Consider the following 21,095-nt stretch of genomic DNA (forward strand, 5'->3'; position numbering starts at 1 on the left):
TGAGGACTAAAATTGTACTTAGAGACCACATTAAAAAATTTCCCTGATCAAGCAAAGCAGTTGAGCTTCTTTTCGTTATAAGATCGTGACATGTTTCTACTAAAATTCAGACCGTAATTTGTTTCATTTAGTGAATGACATTTTGTAAAACCACACCCTGTCAGATTACTGGTGTACTCTATTCAAGGATACACACTGTGATAAAATCCCGTAAACTTAACGAAAAGTAGCGATAAGCTAATTCTTAACGCACATGTCTCTAACCGCTCTAACCAGTCATTTCTGCCTTATAACGCCTGGACAGTTCCCGGCGCGTCCCTGGCGACTTTTTTGCACTTTCACTATTAACTATTCTAGCTTCATTCACCATTTCCTTCCATCACGCCACATAAAAAGAACCCTCGCAAAAAGGGTGACTGGGTTTAGTGCTGGGAACTGCTCTGTTATATGGCGGACAATGACGTCCTTTTATTCATTCGCTTTATTAACCATGCTGCTTTGCGACTCTGTTCTAGCAATACCGTTGAGGACTAAAATTGTACTTAGAGACCACATTAAAAAATTCCCCGATCAAGCAAAGCAGTTGAGCTTCTTTTCGTTATAAGATCGTGACATGTTTCTACTAAAATTCAGACCCTAATTTGTTTCATTTAGTGAATGACATTTTGTTAAACCACACCCTGTCAGATTACTGGTGTACTCTATTCAAGGCTACACACTGTGATAAAATCCCGTAAACTTAACGAAAAGTAGCGATAAGCTAATTCTTAACGCACATGTCTCTAACCGCTCTGACCAGTCATTTCTGCCTTATAACGTTCCCATGGTTCAAGATCGTTCCCCACTTTTTCTATACTCTTCTATATTTTAACATAAGAGACCAATTAAAAATTCCCCAATTCGCATAATACGAGGGGAATGTCTGGAACCACTGTGTTAGATGGCGTTGCCTGAATGGTGTATTACAGTATAGTAAACCAACAGACTCATTTAATGAGATGTCGAATTACATTAAGATACCTAGCACGTAATTGTCTTGGACACTTCTCAGCGTAATATTACCACTTCCTATTTATTGCGATGCGCCCAGTCTAAAAATGCTTTCATTCAAGGAAACCACCCCCTATAGTAAATATGGAGCTGTGTACTCTGATCACAGATAATTGGCACTGTAAAATTCAAAAATAACTTCAGCCGTTCTAATTTAAAGATATTATCTGTACCTTCACAACCAGGCTTGTTCAAACTGAATTCAGCGCTGCTTTTGAGTGTTCTCTACGATGACCAGTGCTTGCTTTCTTTTCGTATCAGGCGATTTTCGATTTCAAGTTGCATATAGAAAGCTAGTCATTCGGTGCTAGGTGTAAGGCCAGCAGTAAAACAAGAAACTATAATAGACCGCCGATTCTCTTAAATAATGAAATTGAAGTTAATAATATGGCCGGAGTGCAAAGTCAAATGTTTATGAAGGCCCAATAAACCTAGATGCAATTTGAAGAGCGAAAACCTTGGAGCCTTCAGTCTATATTAATGAGTACGATGAACTCATAGGACAGCTTAGTTCGTTGCAAGCACATACTTATTAAGTGAAATGCAGTCAGATAAACATTACTCTCTCAACGTATTCAAAGCGCTGAGTTTCGTTTGAAAGAACAAGGCTCTAATGCAAAATAATGAACCCATAACCATAGGGAGGCGTTAATGCACAGCCCATACCAACATTAGCGTGCCAATTAAACTAACTGCTTAAACTTGAACGTGGATAATGCCAACTAACGTTCCCACGGTTCACGCTCGTGCGCTCGAATCTTCACAACATTTGCGGATGTTGGGAATATTCTAAAACACCTGTTCAAAGCTAAATTTCTATTCACTCGGCGCATGGCGGGTACCGCTGTGTTATGTATTGTTCAAGGCCAGATTATCATTCTCACGCTAACTGATTTTGCTCGCCAGTAAAACACACTAATATCTTTGATTTTTCAATTCTACTTTTCATAACAGTGATATGCATGTTTACCACAATGCTAAATAAAGTCATTTTCCAATTAAAATATTCTATTAAGAACACTCGACATAGCTCTCCATGCTCTAATTCTATGTTCACAACTAGCTTAATATACTTCTATGCTGAGACTTGGTCTTGAATTTTACATAACGTTCCCATGGTTCACGCTCGTTCGCCCAGTTGTTCAATACCTTCAGCTATGTCACAGCGTAAAACTTAGTAATAGTATTTACTATGTCACCACCAGGCGAATGGCGGGACACCGCTGTGTTATGTGGTGTTTTAGTACGTCGCAAATTACATAATGTTGGTCCCAACATTAACTATAAATCTCGTTCCTCTTTATGCACCAGTTTTATTTCAGGCTTCAAGTGTAGTGTGGTAAAACTAAACTTACTATCAAAGTTAATCTGAGCATTATCTTTCTTATCAGAAACGATTACTATTTCCTCAACATTTTCTAATCGTAGGCTTAAATTTATATGCTCAGAGTCTAAATCAATAGCAACTTCATCATAAGCTGGAAGAATAGTGAACAGTACGGTATTTCCATTTTTGTGTTCAAATCTATAGCTCGATTCTTTATATTCAAATGGAATATGTTCTTCGTCTGGACTTTCAGGAACAGACTCAAAAAATGCCAAAAGATCCGTTTCATCTGGTCTAAGCATATTTACTCTCCTTCTACGCTAAACATTTCACATTAAAAAAACTAGTGCTAAAATTCCACATAACGTTTCCACGGTTCACGGTCGTTCGCCCACTTATTGCAATACTTTCAACGTCATATAAACATTTCACTGAGGAACACTCATGAACTTAGTATCCGCAGGGCGAATGGCGGGACACCGCTGTGTTAGGTATAGTATAGCCGATACGCCACTACCAGTTACTCGGTACCAACTCTGTCAATTCGTCTTCTTTAAATGTACTTTTGCACTTTATGCGATGACAATATTGATGTTTCCATCCTAATTTCTCTGCCATTTTGATAATCCTCTTTACATGGTAAGGCTTAACAACAAATCTATTCAGGTCATCCACCTCTGGAAACTCCACCCAATAGCGATCAATGTCTGACTCAAATTCAACTTCCAAAATACTTTTCCTATTATCATTGGCTTCAATTAATAACAAGTTAATTTTGGAACCAGTCGATACTAACCATTTGTATTCTAGCTCATCAAGCTTCACTATTTTAGATTTCTTAGTGCTAAGTCCCATTTGATCACTCTTTCTAATCCCTAACCTGAGGCTATATTTTACCTAACGTTCCCATGGTTCAAGATCGTTCCCCACTTTTTCTATACTCTTCTATATTTTAACATAAGAGACCAATTAAAAATTCCCCATTTCGTATAATACGAGGGGAATGTCTGGAACCACTGTGTTAGATGGCGTTGCCTAAATGATGTATTGAAATATAGTAAACCAACAGACTCATTTAATGAGATGTCGAATTACATTCAGATACCTAGCACGTAAATGTCTTGGACACTTCTCAGCGGAATATTACCACTTCCTATTTAATGCAATGCGCCAAGTCTAAAAATACTTTCATTCAAGGAAACCAACCCCAAAAGTAAATATGGAGCTGTGTACTCAAAGCACAGATAATTGACACTGTAAAATTCAAAACTAACTTCAGCCGTTCTAATTAAAAAGCATTATCTGCAACACTTACAACTAGGCTTGTTCAAACTGAATTCAGCGCTGCTTTTGAGTGTTCTCTACGATGACCAGTGCTTGCTCTCTTTTCGTATAAGGCGATTTTCGATTTCAAGTTGCATATTGAAAACTAGTTATTCGGTGCTAGATGTAAGGCCTACAGTTAAACAAGAAATTATAATGGACCGCCAAATCTCTTAAATAATGAAGTTGAAGCTAACAATATGGCCGAAGTATAAAATCAAATGTATATGAAGGCCCAACAAACTTAGATGCAATTTGAATGACGAAAACCTTGGAGCCTTCAGTCTATATTAATGAGTACCATGAACTCATATACCAACTTAGTTCATTGCAAGCACTTGCTTATTAAGTGAAATGCAGTCAGTATAAACATTACCCTCTCAACGTATTCAAAGCGCTGAGTTTCGTTTGAAAGAACAAGGCTCTAATGCAAAATAATGAACCCATAACCATAGGGAGGCGTTAATGCACAGCCCATACCAACATTAGCGTGCCAATTAAACTAACTGCTTAAACTTGAACGTGGATAATGCCAACTAACGCCTGGACAGTTCCCGGCGCGTCCCTGGCGACTTTTTTGCACTCGCACTATTAACTATTCTAGCTTCATTCACCATTTCCTTCCATCACGCCACATAAAAAGAACCCTCGCAAAAAGGGTGACTGGGTTTAGTGCTGGGAACTGCTCTGTTATATGGCGGACAATGACGTCCTTTTATTCATTCGCTTTATTAACCATGCTGCTTTGCGACTCAGTTCTAGCAATACCGTTGAGGACATAAATTGTACTTAGAGACCACATTAAAAATTTCCCCGATCAAGCAAAGCAGTTGAGCTTCTTTTCGTTATATGATCGTGACATGTTTCTACTAAAATTCAGACCCTAATTTGTTTAATTTAGCGAATGACATTTTGCAAAACCACACCCTGTCAGATTACTGGTGAACTCTATTCAAGGCTATAAACTCTGATAAAATCCCGTAAACTTAACGAAAAGTAGCGATAAGCTAATTCTTAACACACATGTCTCTAACCGCTCTGACCAGTCATTTCTGCCTTATAACGTTCCCACGGTTCACGCTCGTGCGCTCGAATCATCACAATATTTGTTGATGTCGGGAATATTCTAAAACACCTATTCAAAGCTAAACTTCTATTCACTCGGCGCATGGCGGGTACCGCTGTGTTATGTATTGTTCAAGGCCAGATTATCATTTTCACGCTAACTGATTTTGCTCGCCAGTAATACACACTAATATCTTTGATTTTTCAATTCTACTTTTCAAATTATGTTATACATGTTTATCACAATGCTAAATTAGGTCATTTTCCAATTATAATATTCTATTAAGAACACTCGACATAGCTCTCCATGCTCTAATTCTATTTTCAAAACTAGCTTAATAAACTTCTAGGCTGAGACTTGGTCTTGAATTTTACATAACGTTCCCACGGTTCACGCTCGTTCGCCTTCTATTGCAATACTTTCAGCTATTTCGAAGCACAAATTTCGCATGATCACAAAGTCTGTCACCAACAGGCGAATGGCGGGACACCGCTGTGTTATATGTCGTTTAATTCGGTTTTTAGCTCCCTAACGTTTATCATATAAACATTCTGTTGAGAAATGAATGCAATTATATCTTTGAAGAACTGAACATTACTTATTTCTAATGATTCACCCGTTATCCTATCTAAAAGTTCAAACTCACAAGTCTTTATTACTCTGTCATTTCTTATTTCGTGAAGTAAAAGCAAGTTTCTGTTTGAATATCCTGCATCAGTAACAAGCCATTGATTATCAATAGCTAGAACACTTGCTCCCCCAACATCTATTGAATAATAATTGAGAGTACCATTTGAGTACTTTCCTAAATAGAACTCAGTATAGAAATAGAACCACACATTCTCTTGACTATCTATATTCATTGCATAGCAATCTGATATTGAGTGATCATAATCAACGGATTCATAATCATAAACTGTGTCACCGTTTAACGTCCAACATCTTAATCCACTTTGTCCAAGCGGAACTTCCCAGCCATAATTACCAAATACACCTTCATCAAAATAACTTGTCCATAATTCCTTGTTCTTACTAACTTTAATGTCTTGTATACCATCTCCAAGTGTCAGTGTATTTTTGACAACTCCACTTTTTGAAAAGATTATTGCATTCTTCTCAATATTGCTCTCACTAAAATACTGACAACGAGCAGATGCAAGTAATATTTGTTCCTGGTCAATTTCTCTAACGAAATGAAAGTCCACCTTGTAATTTTCAATAGCAAAATACTTTTCCATGACACCATTCTTGATCGAATATAATATATATGAGTCTTCAAGATTTCTATAATCATACTTTGGATCAGATGTTGGTGTTTTCTTCTTCTGAAGCAATACCCACAGATTATTTTCAAGGCCAATGCTTATATCCGCAATATAATAATTTAATGAGAATTCGTTTATCGAAACTAGTTTCTCAATGAAAACTTTATTCATACATTACCTCCGAATTAAATGATATATAACGTTCCCACGGTTCACGCTGTTCGCCTGTTATACCAACACTTTCAGATTTGTCCCAAGTATAAAACTTTGTAATAGCATTAACTTTGTCACCATCAGGCGAATGGCGGGTACCGCTGTGTTATACGTGGTTTTGAACGATGTATTAATCCCTTTCTATTTACCTAACATTATCGTTGCTTATTAAAATATTTCTTAATTATTCTCATAAGTCCATTCTACAAACGTGTTTTCTGATAACTCATCTGTAGTTTCAGCATATGATGTGAAACAATGATACGTTACTTCATTGTCTTTCTCACACTTTAAACTAATACTCAACTCAATCAATGTTCCACCATATTTTTCGTGATGATATTGAGCTAATTCATTTAACACCTCTTCGTTAAGTAAAAACGCCTTTGACTCTTCAAATATTTGCTCAACAATCTCACCTTCGATATTTCTATTCAAATTATAATTGATAAATAGTGTTGGACTGTTACCATAAAAGTCGATACTGTCAATAAAATCGTATCTCTCCATTACACTACTTTCAAACTCAATCCATTCTTCATATTTCCAATTACCTTTACTACAACCAACTAATATAATAGCGATTAATAAAAATAACCGTATTGAAGCAAACCGAGTTTTCCATTTAATCTGTATTGATCTCATTATTGATCAAAGTCCTTTCACTAACTAAGTGAGAAATCTCGTATAACGTTCCCACGGTTCACGATCGTTCGCCCTCTTGTTGCAACACATTAGTGTCGTATAAACATTTCACCGCAAAACACTCACAACCACAATTTCTAAAGGGCGAATGGCGGGACACCGCTGTGTTATGTAAAGTTTCTAGCATTTCGGAATATTTACTAAACCTATAATTCATGCCAATATAGTATGGTTTTAACGCAGTTATCGACTATCTCAAATTCAATGAAAAATGGACCCGATGCGAATCCATAATAACTCTCACCTATATACTCTGGCTCACCATATAACTCTAACAATAGCTCCTTTGAATCACCAATACTTATGCCTCTATGCGTTTTTACATTCTCATCAGTTATTGCAAATCCATAGACTGTTGAATTTGATAATTCCTCAGGATCTGCTTGAAATTCTACCTCCATTTCCCCATGTTTTATGCTGGCGAAAACCGGCATTCCTGATTCAACATTATAGCCATCAAGATCGAACTCAATATCTTTCTTATAATCAAATAGACTCATAAATTCGATATGGCTCATATCCTTATGTAAGCCATTTGATAAAACAAAATCCTCTTCTGTTAGATTACTTGTCTTTATAAACTCAAAGTGCCTCTCATTAGTTACTTGTAAAGTTAACTGTTCATTCGAAAGATCAAACTCAATTCCTCTAAGTTTGTCACTCGCATCATTTAGATTTCCTAGCTCTCCAAAACCTTCCTCATTAAGCTTGAAATCAGATGTACGGATACTAAGGTCATAAGAAAATACGTTCTCATCGCTAAAATCTATTTCGATATAACCGGTTCCCACATAGGAGTCATCTTCTAATTGATAGGTTCCTTCCCAACTCAAATTGTGATGCTGAGTTTTGCTACTAACATGAATTGTCTCCTGCTTGTCAGTAAAACTGCAACCACTACAAATGATCGCAACAATTATTAATAGAGTTTTTATTTTCATATCCACCTCGACTGATATATTTATGAACTAATGCTAGATATTTTACATAACGTTCCCGCAATTACCGATGTGCCCCTTCTTATCGTTGCTCATTAGTTATATTTTACCATATAACTCTATGAAACAACCCCTCTGATTTCTCAAAGGGACATGTTGGTAATTGTCGTGTTATATGGAGTTTGAACGCTGCATCACATAGTCTTCATTAAAAAGTATTAACATTTATATTTAAACTTCAAATCCAACTTTAACTTCATTTTATATACAGTTAAAACAATTTCGAAACGCTTAATTTGCATGATTATGACTAATAGAACTATACTTTTATAGTCTAATCCTTCCAATAACAAATTTATTAATGTTTCTAGATTTTTTTGCATATTCACCATTGTACCTCCTATGGGATTCAATGGATGGAATAAACATTACCTCCTTTAATTACAAAGCAGCTATACACATAACACATTTTAAATCTTGCTTACTTCTAAAACAACTTAACTATGAACCATATTTCCTCCATTTTAACTCATGCGTCCATTCCACCTCTATGAGTTAAACACTATCAAAACATCACTAATTATGTAAATAGTTTTTTAAAGTGAAAATTTCATATAACGTTCCCACGGTTCACGCTCGTTCGCCACTTACGCCAACACTTTCAGCTTGTTCATAACAACAAACTTGATAACACCATTAACTATGTCTCCACCAGGCGAATGGCGAGACACCGCTGTGTTATATGATTCAATTGACGATTTACTTTACGTACTCCATGATCACTCCGTAACCAGAAAAGAAAAGCATTATGCCCTGTACGATAAACATCGAATATACTACTCCAGCGGTTCTTGGATTATGAGGACTGTTCTTATAACGTGATGGTTTTCTTGCTTCTAACCACACTAGAAAGAAGTTAAAAGGAAACAACATCCCTGACATTAAACTTATCCCGTTAAATTTGCCAAACATCGATCCTACTACAAAATCAGCAAACAAAATTACTAATAGTAATGGCAAATAGACAAACTTATACAACCAAATAAATTTATAGAATTCATACTCAATGAACCTATCCAAAATCACAAATGAAATAATACATATTAATATTAGTGCAACTGTTTCAGTATTCATCATTACCTCTTCAATAACAGTAACCTAGTCAATTGTTTCATATAACGTTCCCACGGTTCACGCTCGTTCGCTCCAGCTATTTCAATGCATTCAGTGTCGTATAAACATTTCACTGCGGAATATTCCAAAACTCTGTCACAACAAGGCGAATGGCGGGACACCGCTGTGTTAGGTGTAGTTGTTTTACCTTTTAGAATCATAATAGTTAAAGCTCCCATCTAAGCGCTCTATAGGTTTATTTGCTTTTTCTAGTATGAAAATCCCTCTTTCCAAGAAAAATTGAACATCTGTATGATGAAATCCTACACTCTGCACTCTAGCTATTAATACTTCATCATCGATTACTATCTCGTTTTCATGAATGAAAAAACCATCCATAAATATCACTAAAAACATATAGATAAAAATAATAATCCCTATTGCAGATAGGCTCATAATTGAAAACATACTACTTACTACTCTAATTAAACTGTTATTTTGTTTTTCTTTACTATGACTGAAGTAGAAACTTGTCAGTAAAGATATTAAGATTAGCGCCAGTGCTACAACAAAATTGGATAAATTAATTATCCATCCTTTAAATACATAGTCTATTTTCATGATAATTTGATTTGCAATACTATATACAACCAAATAACCAATACAAAACAAAATTATGGATACAAGAACATTGACATACTTATTATTTATTGCTGCCTTCATACGAACCTCATTTTGATCAATATTTACTTAGGTAAAACAATTTCACCTAACGTCGGACAGTTCCCGGCGCGTCCCTGGCGACATTTTTGCGCTCTTCTCATTAACTATTCTAGCTTTCTACACCATTTCCTTCCAACAAACTACATTAAAAATACCCTCGCAAAAAGGGTGACAGGGTTTAGTGCTGGGAACTGCTCTGTTATATGGCGGACAATGTCGTCTTTTTCTTCACTAGCTTTATTATTCATGCTGCTTTGCGACTCAGTCCTAGCAATACCGTTCATGACACAATTTGTACTTAGTAATCTCAATAAAATTTTCCCAGATCAAGCAAAGCAGTTGAGCTTCTTTTCGTTATATGATCGTGACATGTTTCTACTAAAACTCAGATCACATTTTATTTCATTTAGAGAATGACATTTTGTAAAACTACCCCTTGTCAGATAACTAGTGAAATCTATTCAGCGCAATACAGTATGATGCAATCCCGCAAACTTAACGAAAAGTAGCGACAAACTAACTCTTAGCGCACATGCCTCTAACCACTCTGTCTAGACATTTCTGCCTTATAACGTTCCCACGGTTCACGCTCGTTTGCCTTCTTATTGCGACACATGCAATATCGTATAAACATTTCACTGCGAAACACTCACAAACTCAATATCAACGGGGCGAATGGCGGGACACCGCTGTGTTATGTATAGGCAACTCGCGTTGTTTCATGCCTAATCTATATACTATACTCATATCTTATTTGCTTATAATACTCATTACCATCTTCGTCACATGCTACCTTGTCAGTTTCAATAAATCCTAATTTTCTGTGTAGATTTCGTGATTCAGTATTAGACTTACCAATGTTAGCAATAAGGATTTTTCCATTAGTTGTTTTTAGATAATCTAATAATCCATAAAGTAGTCTTGTACTAAATCCTTGATTTCGATATTCCACAGCACTTTCCAATGCTTCTTCAAGCCATATTCCATTTGTCATTTCAACTGCCCGAAGCGCACTCACAAACTTTCCTTCATGCTCATATACTGCTATCAATTGATTTCTGTTTATGGAATGAACGTAATTATCAATAAAACTATAGTAATCTTCTCTCAGCTTATTGACAGCATTTTCATAATTACATGAATTTGATTCTTCTAAATATGATTCCTTCAAAATTTCTTGAATCGACTCTTTATAAGTAAAATTTAACAAGTGTTCAACTGTATTATGATTTATATCTTCTACTGTCAATATTTTGAACATAATTACTCCTCTTCAGATCATATTGACCAGCGAATTGCTTTTACATAACGTTCCCACAGTTCCCGAAGTGCCCCACTTTTTATAATTCACATACTATATTTTACCATAAACCGAGTATAAGAAATGCCACTTCGTATAAACAAAGGGGCATTTTGGGAACTGCTGTGTTATGTACAGTATTTGACGTTAATAGTCATAATGGCTTGCATTTGGATTCATTGTTTTTTCTATCCCGACCTCAATTAATCCTTTTTTCATTGCAAGATGAATTCTCTTGAAACTCGGAATTTGAATTTTATGCTTTTTACCATTAACTTTCTTATTCCTACAGGTAATTAGAAAATTCTCTCTAGAGCAGTTGTACGGGAAGAAACCTGAAACATCGATTTTTTTCTTGTCCCAGAATAGTTTTTTTCTTAACTCAAGACTATTCAATAATGTGTTATATAACCAACTATCAAGCTCCTTCATTTGCTCAATATCAGTAAGAAGTGGGTAATAACTCATTACTCCTTTGAAAGCTAAACTTGAATAAGTCCCATCAATAAATCTGGCTAGTTTCTGGTCATCAAGACTTCCATACATATACCTTCTAATCTGCATAATTGCAGTCACAAATGATGGATCATGATTAGTAGCATTTGGCACAATTACAGTTGCTCTGTTCTTACCATCAAGAGGTTGGATAAGATTCCTATAAAGTAAATAGCTTATTTGTTGCTTAATTTTATTTACCGATTGATCCTTAATCCCTACTCTATCAACGAATAATTTGTACCCTAAGAAATCAAAAGATTCTTTTGTCTGAGAGATTTCAGATGGCATGCCTTCTTTTGTTAACAAGCTGATTCCATCTGATTTACTTAGGTTCAAATCTATTTTTGCTTCCTGCGAAAAATTAGCAATAATGTCAAACGACTTAGTTATTTTACTATAATCAGTTGACCAAATTATTGTGTCATCTGCATATCTTGCAAATCTTAAACCTTCATTTTCAAGTCTTTTATCTAGTTCCCAACAAACTAGATTTGCTAAAAACAAACTAATTGAAGTTCCTTGAGGGATACCTTTATTATTAATACCAATGAAGCTTCTTATCAAGTTCTTCTCAAATTCACTTACATAGAATCCATTTTCATTTAACTGACTCATAAGGTAATCATGATTTATTGAACCGAAAAAGTCTTTGAAGTCAAATTCTGAAATGAAAACTCTTGAATACTTGCTTAACTCCAAAGATATATCTTGCACTGCAAAATGTGCATTTCTATCATCACGATATGCATAGGCGAGAGAGCTGAATCTATGTTTATTCTTCCCCAATAACCTATTGTATAAATAATTAGAAACTGCTGCATCCGGAATTTGATATACAGTTATAACTCTTTTCCCCTTACCACCCTTTTTAAGAATTTCCTTAACAAATGGATCATTAGGTTCATAAGTGTTATCAGCTAATTTACTAGCAATAGATTTAGCAATCGCTTTTTTATTTTTCAATACATAAAAAGGATTATGTTTCTTGTCTACAGACCAAGATTCAGGGATAAATATTTCTTTAGGCTTAGGATTTCCTATTCTCTTTAAGTTTCTCTCAAACTAAAGATGAACAGCATTATGATAGCTATGATGTCTATCTCTGAGCTTAATCGCTTCTTTCTCGATATAATACTCTAGTAATTTTTCCATACTGCCTCCATATGTAAATAGCAGGGCATATGCCCTGCTAAATCACGGAATAACCAATTAAAAGTAAGCTCTTACCTAGATGACTCATTCCCAAGATAGGTTTTGTCATCTTCTTGGCATAACACTAGATCATGCATATGGCTCTCCGCTCGCTCCTCTCTGAGAGGTTGTATTTATTGTAACATAAATCTATGCAATTTAATACAACTGAGGCAAATATTGTACATAACGTTCCCACGGTTCACGTTCGTTCGCCCACTTATTGCAACGTGAGCAATGTCGTATAAACATTTCCCTGCGGAACATTCAAAATATCCGTCACCACCGGGCGAATGGCGGGACACCGCTGTGTTATATGGTGTAACTCAACGTTTTCGAAGCCAAGTACTGTCTGACATACATTCACAATTTCTACATCACAATAGAAACCAACGTATGTATATTGACATCATTGCCATTCCTCCAAATATTAATAGAACAATGCCTTTGATTATAAGTCCTCGCGTCAATTCATTAATTTTTTTCCTAAACACAGTAATTGCGATAATTAGTCCGAACACAGTTAACATAGCTAGAAGCATTAGAGTCATAACTATTAATACTTCATTACTTTTTCGCACATTCATTGCAAGTGATATTACTGTAGACATAATTTCTCCTTCTGCAGCATCCTCTCTACTTAACTAGTTGAGGTATTCCATATAACGTCGGACAGTTCCCGGCGCGTCCCTGGCGACGTTTTTGCGCTCTTCTCATTAACTATTCTAGCTTTCTACACCATTTCCTTCCAACACACTTCATTAAAAACACCCTCGCAAAAAGGGTGACTGGGTTTAGTGCTGGGAACTGCTCTGTTATATGGCGGACAATGACGTCCTTTTTCTTCATTCGCTTTATTATTCACGCTGCTTTGCGACTCAGTTCTAGCAATTCCCTTGATGACACAATTTATATTGAGCAAGCTCATAAAATTTTTCCTAGATCAAGCAAAGCAGTTGAGCTTCTTTTCGTTATATGATCGTGACAAGTTTCTACTAAAATTCAGATCGCAATTTATTTTATTTAGTGAATGACATTTTGTAAAACCACACCTTGTCAGATTACTGGTAAACTCTATTCAAGGCCATACACTGTGATTCAATCCCGCAAACTTAACGAAAAGTAGCGATAAGCTAACTCTACTCACACATGCCTATAACCGCTCTGACTAGTCATTTCTGCCTTATAACGTTCCCACGGTTCACGCTCGTTCGCCTTCTATTGCAACACTTTCAGCTTCGTCACACCAGTTTACTTCGGAACAATCTTTAACTTCGTCACCACCAGGCGAATGGCGGGACACCGTTGTGTTATATGGTGTCAGTTTCGATCTTTCTGACGACCAGCTGTTTCATAATACTTCTTATTGTACTTCTTTGTTAGAATTTCAACTATGCTTTTTCCATTTTCATTTTTGTAGGAACCATCTAACTCATAATCACAACCTTGGAACTCAATGAAATATTGAAATGTATTACCTACTACGAATGTGTTCGATTTACTAATTAGAACTTGATGTCTATTGATTCTTTTTATTGCACTAATCGGTATTTCCACTTTAGTTTTACGATCACAAATACATAATATGTTTCTACTGATTTCATACTCCTTTTTGATCCAAATCCTGTATAGAAATTTGCCATACACAAGAACAGCAACACCTGATAATATTTTTGCTCCCAACTCGTCAGTATTTTTTATAGTTAAAAAGATAAAAATCGTAAATATAGTAAACTCAATCACTTGTGTATACTTAGGTAGTTTAAATTTCATATATTCTCCATTCAAATCATTAACTTCGAAACTTATTCCATATAACGTTCCCACGGTTCACGGTCGTGCGCTCGAATATTCACAACATTTACGGATGTCGGGAATATTCTAAAACACCTGTTCAGAGCTAAATTTCTATTCACTCGGCGCATGGCGGGTACCGCTGTGTTATGTATTGTTCAAGGCCAGATTATCATTCTCACACTAGCTGATTTTGCTCACCAATAAAACACACTAACGTCTTTGATTTTTTTATTTCACTTTTCAAAACTGTGTTATACATGTTGACCACAATTCTAAATAAAATCATTTTCCAATTAAAATATTCTATTAAGAACACTCGACATAGCTCTCCATGCTCTAATTCTATGTTCACAACTAGCTTAATATACTTCTATGCTGAGACTTGGTCTTGAATTTTACATAACGTTCCCACGGTTCACGGTCGTTCGCCTTCTGTTGCAATACTTTCAGCTATTTCAAAGTCATGTATTCTCTCATCATCAACTCCGTCTCCACTAGGCGAATGGCGGGACACCGCTGTGTTATAAGACGGTAAATACGTGTTTGATAAGCAAACTTTGAATTTACACGAACTCAGCTACCAGTGTTGAATAAAAACGTACTCATACTCATCTTCATATATTAGGATTCCCTTAGTTAAATCCTCAGTTACAATCAAAACATCGATATATGAATGATGAATTACAACGTCTAATACTTCCTTGCACTCTTCAAAAGTCCTATAAAATGAAATAGGAAAATTATAGAACTCACGATTAGTTCTCAATACTTTAGATCTAAAAGTAGCAGGATATAATATCACTTTTCTATCGAACAGTTCAATAAACTCTGAAAAAACCGAATCAAACCACTTCTGAACCTCTTCTTTTAGCGTATATCTAAACTTAACACTGGTTACAACAGAGGAATCCAATTTTTTGTATGCTAAATCATGAATTTTGACAGACTTATCGTTACTGACTTGATCTTTATCACCAAGTTCAACACCATACAAAGTGCGAAACTCCTCTAGTAATTGTTTTTTAGCGACTTCGAATTTACTAACTTCCTTTAGTTCAGCTAATCGATCCTTCAAATTATTATCCATGATCTCTCCTACATAGACTCAGTATTTACTGTCTTTATAACGTTCCCACGGTTCACGGTCGTTCGCCAGTCATTTCAACGCCTTTAGCTCAGTAACAGCAATAGACTTCATAATAACATTAACTTCGTCACCACAAGGCGAATGGCGGGACACCGCTGTGTTATGTATAGTTTAATTCGTTCTACGAAGAATATACTTCGTATCCAGCTTATTCCTAATTGTATTAATCGGAATCAAAAGAATAATTAGTATCATTACTAGGTCATTTACAAAGGTCCCATATTCACCAATAGAATAAACCAAGTAATAGTTATACCCAACAATAAATAAAACAATTGAGTTAAAAAATGAGATAAGTAAGTAGTAAAGCAAAACTCTTTTTCTCACATTGAATTCTTGACCCTTTCGTAGTAGAGGTCGCTTTCTAAGCAGCAAAGACATAAATTCAATCAAAGCTCTGCCTCCTACGAATGCTAAAGCTATCATCATAATAATTCTGAATAATCCCAAATGATTCATAAATTTTCCTCTCAGTACAAACTAGAATTAAATTTTACATAACGTTCCCACGGTTCACGGTCGTGCGCTCGAATCTTCACAACATTTACGGATGTCGGGAATATTCTAAAACACCTGTTCAGAGCTAAATTTCTATTCACTCGGCGCATGGCGGGTACCGCTGTGTTATGTATTGTTCAAGGCCAGATTATCATTCTCACACTAGCTGATTTTGCTCACCAATAAAACACACTAACGTCTTTGATTTTTTAATTTCACTTTTCAAAACTGTGTTATACATGTTGACCACAATTCTAAATAAAATCATTTTCCAATTAAAATATTCTATTCAGAAAACTCGACATAGCTCTCTATGCTCTAATTCTATGTTCACAACTAGCTTAATATACTTCTATGCTGAGACTTGGTCTTGAATTTTACATAACGTTCCCACGGTTCACGGTCGTGCGCTCGAATCTTAACAATATTTGTGGATGTCGGGAATATTCTAAAAGCCCAGTTCAAAGTTAAACTCTATTCACTCGGCGCATGGCGGGTACCGCTGTGTTATGTATTGTTCAAGGCCAGATTATCATTCTCACACTAGCTGATTTTGCTCACCAATAAAACACACTAACGTCTTTGATTTTTTTATTTCACTTTTCAAAACTGTGTTATACATGTTGACCACAATTCTAAATAAAGTCATTTTCCAATTAAAATATTCTATTAAAAACACTCGACATTGCTCTCCATGCTCTAATTCTATGTTCGCAACTAGCTTAATATACTTCTATGCTAAGACTTGGTCTTGAATTTTACATAACGTTCCCACGACTCCCGATCGTGCCCCCACTTTTTCAATCTAATTAACGTCGCATAAATAACACACCGCGGAACACTTCAAACCCAGTCATTTCAAGGGGCATGTTGGGAGTCGCTGTGTTAGATGCTGTTTTTCTCGGTTTCTACTTCGTATTTTCTCCATTCAGATTCATACTGTTCTCTACTAAAAATAAAGGGGCTCATTCCTTCATATGTCCACTTTTCAATACTTCGATGTGGTTGTTCAAATTCACTCCAAATTACAGTATCATCTAATACGCTAATCTTTACTTCGAAAGGCCAACATCCATAGCAACCACATGGACAGTCTAGTACGGTTACTTTGCCCTCCGTGTAAACAAGAGCAGGATCTGGATTCCCAAATAAGAGTTCTGAGGGATAGAAAATATATTCTGGAGTAATTCCAATATATCCTCCTGCCAAATCTGGATGACCTTCCTCTTCAGCATATGGTTTCTCTACTTCTTTTAGAATTTCTGTTAGTTTTCTGTTGTTTATAATGATCTCTACTACTTCATATCCTTCTTCTTCGCAGAGTACTTTTCTTAGTTCAATCCTATCCATTGTTCACCTCAATACTTTGCATATATTCAATGACCAGAGAAAAATGGCAACTAACGTTCCCACGGTTCACGCTCGTTCGCCCACTTATTGCAACATGTTCAATGTCGTATAAACATTTCACTGCGGAACACTCATAAACTCAATAATCTCAGGGCGAATGGCGGGACACCGCTGTGTTATGTGAGGGTATTTGGCGTCTTCTGAGCTTTAACTGTGTCAGTCTGATTTCTGAATTCAGATAAGTATGGCTTCAAATATCCACCGGCAACACCAACCGTTAGCTCCCCACCAACATTATTACTAAAATATGCTTCTATACTTTTATATACTTCCTCAGCGACTTCAAGGATATTGCTCCAACTTACTTCATAAGTGAATGACTCCAACATTTCATCTTCAACAAAGTCATTTTCAGGAGCGTATAAGTTTTCGAGCACGTAAGCACTTTCAGTGTGTTTTACTTTGCTATAAAATCCACCACAACCAAATATTCCGCATGTACAGGTGAAATACTCAAACACACCTTCATTACTTAGCGAACGATAAAACTCATGAATATCAAGAATGTCTTCCATTTTCTTACCGTCAGCAACTAATGTAACAAATATGGCACTACCTGTGTTACTGACAGGACTCTCTTCTACTTCGATCTCAACACGAAACTCAGTCATTATTCTCTCCTAGGCAAATTCTCTTACATAACGTTTCCACGGTTCACGGTCGTTCGCCTTGTTATTGCAATACTTTCAGCTATTCAGAATCATAAGCTATGTAAAGTCACAAAGTATGTCATCACCAGGCGAATGGCGGGACACCGCTGTGTTATGTGCTGTTTTTAGTGGCTTAATGACAATTTTCACACGAATAATTCGTATGCCCTCTATCAGGCCAGCATTTTTGTCCCCACTTTACATTAGATATAACCCAAGACTCGTCAACATCTTGAATTAATTTGATGATGTATTTAGCTCCATATACTGAATCATCCTGATAATTATCTTCAATTATAGTAATAGTTGCTTCAGAGTCCTCTTTAACTACATCTACGTTTCGTCTTACACCATTTTCAATTTCACCAGCAAACTTTAATGCTACCTTCTCTGGATCATAGACCCATTCCTCATTTTCTAAACTTGCAAATGATACTTCTTTATTGAACTCTTTAAAATCTATATCCACAAGCCTCTCCTTAACAGAATAATTATAATAAAATACTGATAGTACAATTAAACATATGATTAATATTACTCTAATTACTTTCATAAAATTTGCCTCTCAACATAAACTAAACTAAAAATGGCACCATAACGTTCCTGCAATTCCCGACGAGCCCCAGTCCCATTCTATACACTAACTATTTTACCATTATTTAGCTGTATAATGAAAACCCCATTTTGTATAAAACGGGGCATGTTTGGGAATTGACATGTTATGTGAAGTTAAAAACGCAATTACTACCTGACTGTAATAAGTTGAAAGTGATCATCCTGAAGTATATATAGATTTTCTACAGCATACCCATTTGAGTAATATGTACATCCTAGGTATGTTCCCTTCAGTTCAGCATATTCTATATTATGATTAGTTCCCACAAAAGTTTCTAATTCAACTACTTCCAATGTGTTCAAATCCAGTCTTTCGATTTTTGTATCAATCGACATATCTTCGTTTGTGACGCTTCGAGATGAGTATAAAAACCCATTATTTATACCAAGTACATAATTAGGTTCATATGTTCGTTTGCCAATTATAGAATTATCTTTATCATATATGATTTTACTTTCCATGAGCGTTTCATATTCATTGTCTTTATTGTCATATCTAATTAACTTATAGTATTGACTCATCTCCACTTCATTCCATACTGGAGTTTCATCATCATTATATTCAGGTGATAACTTTCGATCATAATATATTATATATATATCCTCACTGCCTTGAACTATTTCAACACTAAATCCAGTCATTAATTTTCTTAAAGTATTTGCGGAAGGATCATATTCGTATAAGTGCTCCATATCCAAGTAACTAGTTCCATATTTTTCGGCGTTAAGTTCATATACAGTAAAATATATTTTCCCGTTTGATATAGTAAAGCTTGATGCGCTAGCGTACCCATATACACTTCCTACAGTTTCCTTCTTCCCGGTTATAAGATCATATCGATTTAAATATACCGTATAATCAAAATCATCGGTTATTGGATCTAAAGAATATGCATATCGCCCAAATATCATGTCCACAGAATCTATATTCTCAATGTACTCATACTCTAAATCGCTTAGTCGAATTCTCAATAAGATTTCGTAATCTGATTCGTTTATATTTTTGTTAATTACATTTACATATAGAAATTTATCTGTCAAATGAACCAGAACTGGATAATTCCAATTAAAATCTATATGGGGATCTAATACTATTTTTTTCTTTTCTCCTGTATTTTTATATTCTAAATAAAGATGCCTTCCATCAAGTTTATATACAGCATGGCTTTCATTATTATCTAGCCAGAAATCATAAGTCTTACTAATACGTTCTTCTTTTTTTGAAGTACTATTTAAATACTTATTGAAGATTAACTGCCCCTCAGTATCTATACAGGAAAGAGCTTTATATACAAAATCAATTGCTCTATCGAAATTCAATGACTGATCTTTAGGATAAACACTTGAATCAAACAGTTCATATTTCAAACCTGCACCTATTATTCTCCTATGATCATTTGCATCAACTATGTCAAAAGTACCAAGTAATCTAAGTAAATATATTGAAAACTCAAACTCTGTCATTTCTTTTGCATTATTAATCAATCGATCATTTAATATACCTTTATCAACTAGATACTCAATCGCAATACTTAATGTGTTATCTGAATAGAGATTTGCTTCTGAATCTAACTCTATTTCTACTGAATCTTCATCTGTTAATACATCATATAATAGTATAATGGCATCTGCCTGTGATAAAATTTTCTCATAATTATGTGTATAGTCTTCTTCATTTAGTATTTCCATATCAACCAGTACATCGAAATTCAAACCTTCTGCTCCATAACTAACTGTATTAAATGTAACGAAAGTAATGATAATAATTAGTATTTTCCTATACATGTGTTTCTCCTTTTAAGGCTATTTAAGTTTTTAATTTTACATAACGTTCCCACGGTTCACGGTCGCGCGCTCGAATCTTCACAATATTTGCGAATGTCGGGAATATTCTGAAACACCTGTTCAAAGCTAAATTTCTGTTCACTCGGCGCATGGCGGGTACCGCTGTGTTATGTATTGTTCAAGGCCAGATTATCATTCTCACGCTAACTGATTTTGCTCGCCAGTAAAACACACTAATATCTTTGATTTTTCAATTCTGCTTTTCATAACAGTGATATGCATGTTTACCACAATACTAAATAGAGTCATTTTCCAATTAAAATATTCTATTAAGAACACTCGACATAGCTCTCCATGCTCTAATTCTATGTTCACAACTACCTTAATATACTTCTATGCTGAGACTTGGTCTTGAATTTTACATAACGTTCCCACGGTTCACGCTCGTTTGCCCACTTATTGCAACGCGACCAATGTCGTA

General features: G+C 35.4%; 16 protein-coding genes. All 16 read right to left on the reverse strand.

The window, feature by feature from the left end; translation table 11 throughout:
- Positions 1 to 2,331 precede the first annotated feature (2,331 nt).
- The 16 genes from ACQ4KW_RS15260 to ACQ4KW_RS15335 all read right to left on the reverse strand — a co-directional run bounded on the left by ACQ4KW_RS15260 (position 2,332) and on the right by ACQ4KW_RS15335 (position 20,614).
- On the reverse strand, positions 2,332 to 2,679 hold the full coding sequence (locus ACQ4KW_RS15260; protein ID WP_430883349.1) for a hypothetical protein: 348 nt from the start codon (positions 2,677 to 2,679) through the stop codon (positions 2,332 to 2,334).
- Positions 2,680 to 2,890: 211 nt separating this feature from the next.
- Positions 2,891 to 3,232, reverse strand: coding sequence for a hypothetical protein (locus tag ACQ4KW_RS15265; RefSeq protein WP_430883350.1), 342 nt, complete (start codon positions 3,230 to 3,232; stop codon positions 2,891 to 2,893).
- 2,031 nt (positions 3,233 to 5,263) lie between these two features.
- Complete coding sequence (locus ACQ4KW_RS15270; RefSeq protein WP_430883351.1) at positions 5,264 to 6,202, reverse strand: hypothetical protein; 939 nt, start codon at positions 6,200 to 6,202, stop codon at positions 5,264 to 5,266.
- 222 nt (positions 6,203 to 6,424) lie between these two features.
- Complete coding sequence (locus ACQ4KW_RS15275) at positions 6,425 to 6,889, reverse strand: hypothetical protein (RefSeq protein WP_430883352.1); 465 nt, start codon at positions 6,887 to 6,889, stop codon at positions 6,425 to 6,427.
- A 206-nt stretch (positions 6,890 to 7,095) separates the two neighbouring features.
- Positions 7,096 to 7,890 carry a hypothetical protein gene (locus tag ACQ4KW_RS15280; RefSeq protein WP_430883353.1) on the reverse strand — a complete coding sequence of 265 codons (795 nt, stop codon included), beginning with the start codon at positions 7,888 to 7,890 and terminating at the stop codon, positions 7,096 to 7,098.
- A gap of 1,314 nt (positions 7,891 to 9,204) precedes the next feature.
- The gene (locus ACQ4KW_RS15285) at positions 9,205 to 9,723 is read right to left on the reverse strand and encodes a hypothetical protein (RefSeq protein ID WP_430883354.1); all 519 of its coding nucleotides are present in this window, start codon (positions 9,721 to 9,723) and stop codon (positions 9,205 to 9,207) included.
- Between the two features lie 140 nt (positions 9,724 to 9,863).
- Positions 9,864 to 10,007: a hypothetical protein gene (locus tag ACQ4KW_RS15290; RefSeq protein ID WP_430883355.1), complete on the reverse strand. Its 144-nt coding sequence runs from the start codon at positions 10,005 to 10,007 to the stop codon at positions 9,864 to 9,866.
- A 446-nt stretch (positions 10,008 to 10,453) separates the two neighbouring features.
- Positions 10,454 to 10,984 carry a GNAT family N-acetyltransferase gene (locus tag ACQ4KW_RS15295; RefSeq protein ID WP_430883356.1) on the reverse strand — a complete coding sequence of 177 codons (531 nt, stop codon included), beginning with the start codon at positions 10,982 to 10,984 and terminating at the stop codon, positions 10,454 to 10,456.
- 186 nt (positions 10,985 to 11,170) lie between these two features.
- On the reverse strand, positions 11,171 to 12,484 hold the full coding sequence (locus ACQ4KW_RS15300; protein ID WP_430883357.1) for a reverse transcriptase domain-containing protein: 1,314 nt from the start codon (positions 12,482 to 12,484) through the stop codon (positions 11,171 to 11,173).
- 1,548 nt (positions 12,485 to 14,032) lie between these two features.
- The gene (locus ACQ4KW_RS15305) at positions 14,033 to 14,485 is read right to left on the reverse strand and encodes a hypothetical protein (RefSeq protein WP_430883358.1); all 453 of its coding nucleotides are present in this window, start codon (positions 14,483 to 14,485) and stop codon (positions 14,033 to 14,035) included.
- 601 nt (positions 14,486 to 15,086) lie between these two features.
- Positions 15,087 to 15,596: a hypothetical protein gene (locus ACQ4KW_RS15310; protein WP_430883359.1), complete on the reverse strand. Its 510-nt coding sequence runs from the start codon at positions 15,594 to 15,596 to the stop codon at positions 15,087 to 15,089.
- A 171-nt stretch (positions 15,597 to 15,767) separates the two neighbouring features.
- Positions 15,768 to 16,049, reverse strand: coding sequence for a hypothetical protein (locus ACQ4KW_RS15315; RefSeq protein WP_430883360.1), 282 nt, complete (start codon positions 16,047 to 16,049; stop codon positions 15,768 to 15,770).
- Between the two features lie 990 nt (positions 16,050 to 17,039).
- Positions 17,040 to 17,504, reverse strand: coding sequence for a hypothetical protein (locus ACQ4KW_RS15320; RefSeq protein WP_430883361.1), 465 nt, complete (start codon positions 17,502 to 17,504; stop codon positions 17,040 to 17,042).
- A 176-nt stretch (positions 17,505 to 17,680) separates the two neighbouring features.
- Positions 17,681 to 18,175 carry a hypothetical protein gene (locus tag ACQ4KW_RS15325; protein WP_430883362.1) on the reverse strand — a complete coding sequence of 165 codons (495 nt, stop codon included), beginning with the start codon at positions 18,173 to 18,175 and terminating at the stop codon, positions 17,681 to 17,683.
- A gap of 172 nt (positions 18,176 to 18,347) precedes the next feature.
- Positions 18,348 to 18,767: a hypothetical protein gene (locus ACQ4KW_RS15330; RefSeq protein ID WP_430883363.1), complete on the reverse strand. Its 420-nt coding sequence runs from the start codon at positions 18,765 to 18,767 to the stop codon at positions 18,348 to 18,350.
- 191 nt (positions 18,768 to 18,958) lie between these two features.
- Positions 18,959 to 20,614, reverse strand: a complete 1,656-nt coding sequence (locus ACQ4KW_RS15335; RefSeq protein WP_430883364.1) for a hypothetical protein — start codon at positions 20,612 to 20,614, stop codon at positions 18,959 to 18,961.
- Positions 20,615 to 21,095 lie beyond the last annotated feature (481 nt).

The organism is Tianxiuia mixotrophica, assembly GCF_050596425.1.
Taxonomy (GTDB): domain Bacteria; phylum Bacillota; class Clostridia; order Peptostreptococcales; family Acidaminobacteraceae.

What these genes read in the sequence shown, in the direction of transcription:
- ACQ4KW_RS15260 (WP_430883349.1), bottom strand. Translation starts at nt 2,679, where the DNA reads ATGCTTAGACCAGATGAAACGGATCTTTTGGCATTTTTTGAGTCTGTT.
- ACQ4KW_RS15280 (WP_430883353.1), bottom strand. Translation starts at nt 7,890, where the DNA reads ATGAAAATAAAAACTCTATTAATAATTGTTGCGATCATTTGTAGTGGT.
- ACQ4KW_RS15295 (WP_430883356.1), bottom strand. Translation starts at nt 10,984, where the DNA reads ATGTTCAAAATATTGACAGTAGAAGATATAAATCATAATACAGTTGAA.
- ACQ4KW_RS15320 (WP_430883361.1), bottom strand. Translation starts at nt 17,504, where the DNA reads ATGGATAGGATTGAACTAAGAAAAGTACTCTGCGAAGAAGAAGGATAT.
- ACQ4KW_RS15270 (WP_430883351.1), bottom strand. Translation starts at nt 6,202, where the DNA reads ATGAATAAAGTTTTCATTGAGAAACTAGTTTCGATAAACGAATTCTCA.
- ACQ4KW_RS15330 (WP_430883363.1), bottom strand. Translation starts at nt 18,767, where the DNA reads ATGAAAGTAATTAGAGTAATATTAATCATATGTTTAATTGTACTATCA.
- ACQ4KW_RS15335 (WP_430883364.1), bottom strand. Translation starts at nt 20,614, where the DNA reads ATGTATAGGAAAATACTAATTATTATCATTACTTTCGTTACATTTAAT.
- ACQ4KW_RS15310 (WP_430883359.1), bottom strand. Translation starts at nt 15,596, where the DNA reads ATGGATAATAATTTGAAGGATCGATTAGCTGAACTAAAGGAAGTTAGT.
- ACQ4KW_RS15305 (WP_430883358.1), bottom strand. Translation starts at nt 14,485, where the DNA reads ATGAAATTTAAACTACCTAAGTATACACAAGTGATTGAGTTTACTATA.
- ACQ4KW_RS15265 (WP_430883350.1), bottom strand. Translation starts at nt 3,232, where the DNA reads ATGGGACTTAGCACTAAGAAATCTAAAATAGTGAAGCTTGATGAGCTA.
- ACQ4KW_RS15325 (WP_430883362.1), bottom strand. Translation starts at nt 18,175, where the DNA reads ATGACTGAGTTTCGTGTTGAGATCGAAGTAGAAGAGAGTCCTGTCAGT.
- ACQ4KW_RS15290 (WP_430883355.1), bottom strand. Translation starts at nt 10,007, where the DNA reads ATGAACGGTATTGCTAGGACTGAGTCGCAAAGCAGCATGAATAATAAA.
- ACQ4KW_RS15275 (WP_430883352.1), bottom strand. Translation starts at nt 6,889, where the DNA reads ATGAGATCAATACAGATTAAATGGAAAACTCGGTTTGCTTCAATACGG.
- ACQ4KW_RS15285 (WP_430883354.1), bottom strand. Translation starts at nt 9,723, where the DNA reads ATGAAGGCAGCAATAAATAATAAGTATGTCAATGTTCTTGTATCCATA.